Here is a 4,933-nt window from a genome sequence, read left to right as displayed (position 1 = left end):
GGGCAGGCGCGGGCGACCAGGGCCCGGCCGGCCGGTCCGCTGGGGCCGCCCGCGCGCCAGGCGAACACCAGCCGCCCGCGCATCGCCGGCCGGGTGATCCGGACCGTCCGCAGCCGGTCCGCCCGCGCCTCGGCGAACGAACCGGGCAGGATCGCCGCGCCCAGCCCCCGTTCGGCGAGCTGGGCCAGCACCTCCGGATCGCTCGCCTCGAAGGCGATGTGCGGTGCGAACCCGGCGGCCGCGCACGCCTCGTCGAGCCGGGTGCGCAGCCCCGTACCGGGCGGCAGGCTGATCAGGGCCCGTCCGCGCAGGGTGTCCAGCGAGACGGAGGAGTGGACGGCCAGCTCGTGGTCGTGACCGACCGCCGCGACGATCGGCTGGTCGGTGAGCACCTGCATCTCGATCCCGGGCGGCGTCTGCCGGCCGACGCTGACGATCGCGGCGTCGAGCCGCCCCGTCCGCAACCCGTCCAGGAGCTGGTCCGAATTGGCCTCGGACAAGGTGATCTCCACCGCCGGATGGGCGTCGTGGAACTCCGCCAGCAGGTCCGGCAGGTCGGCGGTGTGCGAGGTCACCGTCCCCACGGCCACCTGCCCCCGGAGCAGCCCGGTCAGCTCGTCCACGGCCTGCCGCGCCCCCTCCACCGCGGCGAGCGCCGCCCGCGCGTACGGCAGGACGGCCTCGCCCGCCTCGGTCAGCCGCACCGAGCGGCCCGAGCGGTCCAGCAGCTCCTGGCCCAACTCCCGCTCCAGCCGCCGGATCTGGGCGCTCACCCCGGGCTGGGCCACATGCTCCCGCTCCGCGGCCCGGGTGAAGTTCCGCTCCTCGGCCACCGCCACGAAGTAGGCGAGTTGTCGCAGTTCCATAAGCGTTCATTCTAGCAACCAGACTCACCATCTCTTGGACTTCTGATCCCGGCGGCCGCAGAGTGGAGGCAGGACACAGGAAGAGCAGGACACGGCAGAGCAGGACACAGAAGGACACAGGAGGGCCCGACATGACAGGGACGACGCGCGAACGCGCCACCACCCCCGAGGACCTGACCCGGCTGTTCGTCGAGCGCGCCAACGCGGGCGACGCCGAGGGCATGGCCGAGCTGTACGCACCCGACGCGGTGCTCGCGTACCCGCCGGGATCCGCGACCGTCGGCCGGGAAGCCATCCGCGCCGTGTGCCAGGCCCTGCTGGACCACACGACGGAGCCCTTCCGGCAGGAGGAACCGCTGCCCACCGTCCGCTACGGCGACCTCGCCCTCACCTCGACCCCGTCCTCCGACAACACCGGCGGCCGGGTGCAGGTCGTGCGCCGGGAGCCGGACGGCACCTGGCTGCGCGTCATCGACCGCCCCGAGGTCCGCCCCGCGTCATGAGCGTTCTCATCGCCGGTGCGGGCATCGGCGGGCTGACCGCCGCGCTCAGCCTGCACGCCGCGGGCATCGAGGCCACCGTCGTCGAGAGCGCCCGGGAGGTCCGTCCGCTCGGCGTCGGCATCAACCTGCTGCCCCATGCCGTACGCGAGCTGACCGAACTCGGCCTCGGCGACGGCCTCGCCGACCTCGGCGTGGCCACCGCCGAGAACGTCTACGCCGACCGCCACGGCCGCCGGATCTTCAGCGAACCGCGCGGGATGGCACAGGGCTACCGCTGGCCGCAGTACTCGATCCACCGCGGGGAGCTGCAACTGCTGCTCCTCGCGGCGGTCCGGGAGCGGCTGGGCCCCGGCGCGGTCCGCACCGGAGCCCGCGTGACGGGCTTCGCGCACGGCCCCGAGGACGCGGACGGCGTCCGGGTGCGGGTGCTCGACCGCGCCACCGGCACGGTCGAGGAGCAGGACGCCGAGGCGCTCATCGGCGCCGACGGGCTGCACTCGGCGGTACGCGCCGAACTCCACCCGGACGACGGGCCGTTGCTGTGGTCGGGCATCCGGATGTGGCGCGGTACGGCCAGGGCCGCGCCGTTCCTCACCGGCCGCTCGGCGGCCATCGTGAGCGACGGGGACGCCGAGCTGATCGCGTACCCGATCGGCCGCGACCGCATCAACTGGGTGTGCCTGGTGCGGGTGGCGGAGCCGGGCCCCCTCACCGGGGACGCGGGCTGGAACCGCGCCGGGCGGGTGGCCGATGTGCTGCCGTACTACCGGGACTGGGCGCTCGGCTGGCTCGATGTGCCCGCCCTGCTGGCCGGCAGCGGGGAGATCCTGGAGTACCCGATGGTCGACCGGGACCCGCTGCCGTCGTGGGGGAGGGGTCGCGTCACCCTGCTCGGCGATGCCGCGCACCCGATGTACCCGGTGGGCGCCAACGGCGCGTCCCAGGCCGTCGTCGACGCCCGGGTCCTGGCGTACGAGCTGTCCGCGCCGGACGGGCTGCGGAGCGGACCGGCCCGCTACGAGGCCGCGCGACGCGACGCGACGGCGGCCGTCGTCCGGGCGAACCGGGCGATGCACCGGGACGGCGGGCGCGGACCGCGGGAGCTGGCCCGGATCACCGACACCTATCGGCGCGCCACCGGAAGCGAGGTGGAGACGCTGAACACCCGCCCGTCCCTGATCCGACGCTGAACACGGCGGTCCCGCCTCATGCGCGCAGATAGGCGAGCACCGCCAGGACCCGCCGGTGGTCGTCGGGGGCGTCGGGCGGCAGGTCGAGCTTCAGCAGGATGCCCGCGATGTGCTTGGCCACGGCCGCCTCGGTGACGACGAGACGGCGGGCGATCGCCGCGTTGGACCGGCCCTCCGCCATCAGGGCCAGCACCTCGCGCTCCCGCGGGGTCAGCCGGGCCAGCGGATCGCGACGGCGGGCGAGGAGCTGGCGCACGACCTCGGGGTCGACGACGGTGGCGCCCGCCGCGACCCGGGCGACGGCATCGGCGAACTCCTCGACGTCACCGATGCGTTCCTTGAGGAGATAGCCCATGCCCGCACCGGAGCGGCGGTCCTCCAGCAGCTCCTCGGCGAAGGTCTGCTCGACGTACTGGCTGAGCACGAGGACCGCCAGGCCCGGCTGCCCGGCCTGGAGTCGGCGGACCGCCCGCAGCCCCTCGTCCGTGAAGCCGGGCGGCATCCGCACATCGGCGATGACCAGGTCCGGCCGATGCTCCCGGGCGGCCGCCAGCAGTCCCGGGCCGTCGCCGACGGCGGCCCGGACCCGGTGACCGAAACGGCCCAGCAGATGGACCAGGCCCTCACGCAGCAGGACGGCGTCCTCGGCGATCACGATACGGAGGGGCTGTTGCACGGACGGCACGGGATCTCCGCTCTCAGGAGGGTGGGCCCGCCGGGTGGGCTGGACAGCAGCATTCTGCCGTCCGCGGCGGCGATACGGTCGGCGAGCCCGACGAGTCCCGTACCGGGGCCGGGAGTGGCGCCGCCGGCCCCGTCGTCCTCGATGTCGACGCGCAGCACACCGTCGTGGACCCGGGCGGCGATCCGGCCACGGCCGGCACCGCTGTGCTTGGCCATGTTGCTCAAGCCCTCGGCGGCCACGAAGTACGCGGTGGACTCCACGGCGGGCGGCAGCCGCCCCGGAACGTCGACGTCCAGGTCGACGGGGATGGGGGAGCGCCCCGCGATGTCCCGTACGGCGGCGGGCAGTCCGCGTTCGGTGAGGACCTGCGGATGGACCCCGCGGATCAGCTCCCGCAACTCGGCCAGCGCCTCCTTGGCCAGGTCGTGCGCTTCCCCGACCTCCTTCGCCGCTTCGCTGCCGGGCGGCAGGGCGAGCGTGGCCAGGCCCAGTTTCATGGTGAGTGCCACCAGCCGCACTTGAGCTCCGTCGTGCAGATCGCGCTCGATGCGGCGGCGTTCGGTCTCGAAGGCGTCGACCAGCCGGGCCCGGGAGCGCACCACCTCGCGCAGTTCGTGGTCCCCGGGAGCCAGCACGGCCCGGGCGACGGTGGCGCGCGCCGTGGCCCACGCGCCGATGGGCCAGGCGGCCACGGGCAGCAGCAGGGCACCCGCGACCGGGCCCGCGACCGTCTGCCAGGGCGCGGCGGTCGGCTGGAAGGGGGTGAGGAGCAGCGCACCGGGGATGCCCAGGGAGATCAGGACAACGGCGAGGTCGGCCCAACCCACGGCCAGGACGGAGACCGCGCCGTAGCCGACCGTCCGCCAGGTGTCCGGCGGGCGCGGCAGACCGGGTACGACGAGGGCGAGCCGGCGGTTTTCGAACGGGCCCGCGAGCGCGACCGCGAAGGCCACGATCAGAAGCCCGCAGACCACCCGGGCCACCAGCCCGATGGGTGCCGCGAGGAGCCCGCCCAGCCCGACGTAGACGACGGCCGCGAACAGCCCGCCGGACAGCAGATAGCCCACCGCCCGCCAGGGGCGGCCGGTGCGCAGCGGCCCGAGCGGGCCGCGGGTGAGGACCGTGGGAACGGTACGGGGGATCACGGGGTCCGACGGTAGCGGGGCCGCGGCCCGTCGGCGGTAGTGCCAGGTGGAGTATGCGTACTCGCCCTGGCGCCCATGTGCCGCGTCCCCGGGCCGGGTTGGCTGGATCCATGACCACGACACCCACCGTCCGGGCCACCGTCCCGGTCGAATTGCGCTCGGTGACCAGACGCCATGGCACCGGCGAACACGCCGTCACCGCCCTCGACGCGGTGACGATCGGCTTCGCGGCGGGCACCATGACCGCCGTCATGGGCCCCTCCGGCTCCGGCAAGTCCACCCTGCTGCACTGCGCGGCGGGCATCGAACGCCCCACGTCCGGGGAGGTGCTGATCGACGGCACGGAGCTGGGCGGGCTCGACGAGAACGCGCTGACGCTGCTGCGCCGGGACCGGGTCGGCTTCGTCTTCCAGTCCTTCAACCTCGTCTCGGCGCTGACCGCGGCGCAGAACGCCGAACTGCCGCTGCGTCTGGCCGGGCGCCGCCCCGCCGCGGACGAGGTGGCCGCGGCGCTGGCCCGGGTCGGCCTCGCGGACCGGGCCGG

General features: G+C 74.8%; 6 protein-coding genes. 3 read left to right on the top strand and 3 right to left on the bottom strand.

Annotation, left to right across the window (positions count from 1 at the left end; genetic code table 11):
- Window positions 1-866: LysR family transcriptional regulator (locus tag EEJ42_RS34095; protein ID WP_123105958.1), on the bottom strand; the 866-nt coding region annotated here is incomplete at its 3' end.
- 131 nt (window positions 867-997) lie between these two features.
- Here EEJ42_RS34095 and EEJ42_RS34090 point away from each other — a divergent pair.
- Window positions 998-1,369: a YybH family protein gene (locus EEJ42_RS34090; protein ID WP_123105956.1), complete on the top strand. Its 372-nt coding sequence runs from the start codon at window positions 998-1,000 to the stop codon at window positions 1,367-1,369.
- Window positions 1,366-2,559 carry a flavin-dependent oxidoreductase gene (locus tag EEJ42_RS34085; protein WP_123105954.1) on the top strand — a complete coding sequence of 398 codons (1,194 nt, stop codon included), beginning with the start codon at window positions 1,366-1,368 and terminating at the stop codon, window positions 2,557-2,559. Before EEJ42_RS34090 ends, EEJ42_RS34085 begins: the two co-directional genes overlap by 4 nt.
- A gap of 16 nt (window positions 2,560-2,575) precedes the next feature.
- Here the strand turns inward: EEJ42_RS34085 and EEJ42_RS34080 are convergent, their stop codons facing one another.
- Together EEJ42_RS34080 and EEJ42_RS34075 are read right to left on the bottom strand one after the other, a co-directional pair.
- Window positions 2,576-3,235 carry a response regulator gene (locus EEJ42_RS34080; protein ID WP_123105960.1) on the bottom strand — a complete coding sequence of 220 codons (660 nt, stop codon included), beginning with the start codon at window positions 3,233-3,235 and terminating at the stop codon, window positions 2,576-2,578.
- Window positions 3,211-4,389 (bottom strand): sensor histidine kinase, encoded by a 1,179-nt coding sequence (locus EEJ42_RS34075; protein ID WP_246097564.1) that lies wholly within the window; start codon window positions 4,387-4,389, stop codon window positions 3,211-3,213. Before EEJ42_RS34075 ends, EEJ42_RS34080 begins: the two co-directional genes overlap by 25 nt.
- 110 nt (window positions 4,390-4,499) lie before the next feature.
- Here EEJ42_RS34075 and EEJ42_RS34070 point away from each other — a divergent pair.
- Window positions 4,500-4,933 (top strand): ABC transporter ATP-binding protein (locus EEJ42_RS34070; protein ID WP_123105950.1); only part of this gene is annotated, 434 nt, incomplete at its 3' end.

This window comes from Streptomyces botrytidirepellens (assembly GCF_003721215.1).
Lineage (GTDB): Bacteria > Actinomycetota > Actinomycetes > Streptomycetales > Streptomycetaceae > Streptomyces > Streptomyces himastatinicus.
Note: the sequence above shows the minus strand (reverse complement) of the source record. Positions and strands in the feature narration are given on the sequence as shown.

What these genes read in the sequence shown, in the direction of transcription:
- EEJ42_RS34090 (WP_123105956.1), top strand. Translation starts at nt 998, where the DNA reads ATGACAGGGACGACGCGCGAACGCGCCACCACCCCCGAGGACCTGACC.
- EEJ42_RS34085 (WP_123105954.1), top strand. Translation starts at nt 1,366, where the DNA reads ATGAGCGTTCTCATCGCCGGTGCGGGCATCGGCGGGCTGACCGCCGCG.